The following is a 2,119-nucleotide window of genomic DNA, read 5'->3' on the forward strand; positions in this document are numbered from 1 at the left end:
CTCGCGTTGGTCGCCGGGGTCGTTGCCAGGAGGAAACCCGGCGCGACTCGCCGCGCGAACATGGTCATATGCGGGTGGGTGGCAGCGTCCACCGCGTACTATTTCCGGCATGTCGGATGCGTTTATCGGGCGAGATGGCGGCACCACTTCGGCGCCGTCACGACCTCGGGTGTGTACTTCATCACGTAGAGTGGGATGGTGTCCGAACCATCTTTCGTGCGCGTCCGGGTTGCCGCCGCTCGGACGATTCGATCCTGATTCCCGGATGTGTGATGACGGCCAGTGTCGTGCCGCCGTCGGCCGCTGAAGCCGACTCCGTCGAGGGCTCCGCGCCGATCCGGGTCCTCGTAGTAGATGATCATGAGTTGTTCCTCCAGGGCCTGCAGACGGTCCTGGAGATTGAGGAGGACATCAGCGTCGTCGGCCGGGCCGGTGACGGTCAAGAGGCTCTGACCTTGGCCTCCGGGACGTCGCCGGACATCGTCCTGATGGATGTCCGGATGCCGGGCCGGGACGGGATCGCCGCGGCGGGTGCCATCAAACGTGCTGTTCCGCGCACTCGTATCGTGATGCTCACGGTCTCGGACGAGGAGTCCGACCTGTTCGAGGCGATCAAGGCGGGTGCGGTCGGGTACCTGCTGAAGTCGATTCCGCCGCACGAGGTGGCCGACGCGGTGCGGGCCGTCCACAATGGGCAGAGTCTGATCAGTCCTTCGATGGCATCGAAGTTGATGGTCGAGTTCGCCACGATGGCCCGTGGTACCGAGGACCGTCCTCGGGTGCACGCCCCGCACCTGACCGCGCGAGAACTCGAGGTGCTGAAGCTGGTCGCTGAGGGGCGCGCGAACCGCGAGATTGCCCGCAAGCTGTTCATCAGTGAGAACACGGTCAAGAACCACGTTCGTAACATCCTGGACAAACTGCAGCTGCATTCGCGGATGGAAGCCGTGATGTACGCGGTCCGCCAGGGGTTGTTCGACATCGAGTGAGCCCGGCGGGGCCGCACGGCTGCCGCGGTGGGCCTCCGTCCGCCACCCTGCGGGGCCTGGTCGGCGGGATATCGCTCTGGGGTGGGTGACGGGACTTGAACCCGCGGCCACCGGGACCACAACCCGGTGCTCTACCAGCTGAGCTACACCCACCAGAACCTGGCTGCCATGCCGAAGGAGGACACCCGACCGGACCGGAGATCCTCCGACCGGTGCGAATCCGGGATGTTCCACCCGCGCCGCCTGACCAAGCGAAGCTATCGTACCGGTCCGCGCCACCGGATGGGCAAGGGGGTTACCCCGGTCATGCTGGCCGCGCTCACCGCACTGGCCGCGCTCGCCGAGATCACTGCCCGTTCAGGCGGGCGGTGGAAGATCCCCCGCTAAGCCGCGCGGGTGAACCGGCCGGGTCGTCTGGTTGCGGGTGCTCGGAGCCTCCGGCGGTCAGGGCGGCCAGCGACGCATCGGCCTGGTCGCGGATCTCGGCGGCGATCGCGCGGGCCTGCTCGGTGCCCGGCCCCGGCTGGGGGACGAACACGGCCCGTCGGTAGTAGCGCAGCTCCTCGATGCTCTCCTGGATGTCCGCTAGGGCCCGGTGGCCGCCGCGTTTGACCGGAGCCGCGTAGTAGGCCCGCACGTACCAGCGGCGGGCGAGCTCCATGATCGACGAGACGTCGATCATGCGGTAGTGCAGGTGAGCGTCCAGTGACGGCAGGTAGCGTACGAGGAAGGTGCGGTCCGTGGCGATCGAGTTGCCGCACAACGGGGCCTTGCGCACCTCGGGAATCCGGGTGCGGACGTAGTCGAGGAGCTGGCGCTCCGCGTCGGCGAGGGACAAGGTGGAGGCTTGGACGGCGGCGGTCAGGCCCGAGGCCTCGTGCATCTCGCGGACGACCGGCTCCATGGTCTGCAGCGCCTCCTCCGGCGCCGAGATGACCAGGTCGATGCCCTCGTCGAGGATGTTGAGCTCACTGTCCGTGATCAAGCAGGCCACTTCCAGGAGTAGATCCGACGCGGCGTCCAGGCCGGTCATCTCGCAGTCGATCCACACCAGTCGATCCATCCCGCTGACACTATGGTCTGCGGTCGCCGTCGTCACGTGCACCCTCGGGTTCTCATCGGGATAGCTG

Annotated in this window: 3 protein-coding genes, 1 tRNA gene and 1 pseudogene; 3 read left to right on the forward strand and 2 right to left on the reverse strand. The window is 67.1% G+C overall.

Translation table 11 applies throughout. The features are described 5' to 3' along the window. A pseudogene (locus ACY45C_RS08355) lies at positions 1 to 189 on the forward strand (hypothetical protein); the annotation flags it as partial. Between the two features lie 83 nt (positions 190 to 272). After that, positions 273 to 989 carry a response regulator gene (locus ACY45C_RS08360; protein WP_462187051.1) on the forward strand — a complete coding sequence of 239 codons (717 nt, stop codon included), beginning with the start codon at positions 273 to 275 and terminating at the stop codon, positions 987 to 989. A 77-nt stretch (positions 990 to 1,066) separates the two neighbouring features. Here ACY45C_RS08360 and ACY45C_RS08365 read toward each other — a convergent pair. Next, positions 1,067 to 1,142: transfer RNA gene (locus tag ACY45C_RS08365), tRNA-His, on the reverse strand. On the opposite strand from ACY45C_RS08365, the gene ACY45C_RS08370 reads away from it, so the two are divergent. Next, a complete protein-coding gene (locus ACY45C_RS08370; protein ID WP_462187052.1) occupies positions 1,116 to 1,376 on the forward strand; it encodes a hypothetical protein in 261 nt (86 codons plus the stop codon). The two genes, ACY45C_RS08365 and ACY45C_RS08370, sit on opposite strands and share 27 nt — an antisense overlap. On the opposite strand, the gene orn is transcribed toward ACY45C_RS08370, so the two are convergent. After that, on the reverse strand, positions 1,336 to 2,052 hold the full coding sequence (orn, locus tag ACY45C_RS08375; protein WP_462187065.1) for an oligoribonuclease: 717 nt from the start codon (positions 2,050 to 2,052) through the stop codon (positions 1,336 to 1,338). The two genes, ACY45C_RS08370 and orn, sit on opposite strands and share 41 nt — an antisense overlap. Between the last annotated feature and the right edge of the window lie 67 nt (positions 2,053 to 2,119).

This window comes from Frankia sp. CcWB2 (assembly GCF_977927585.1).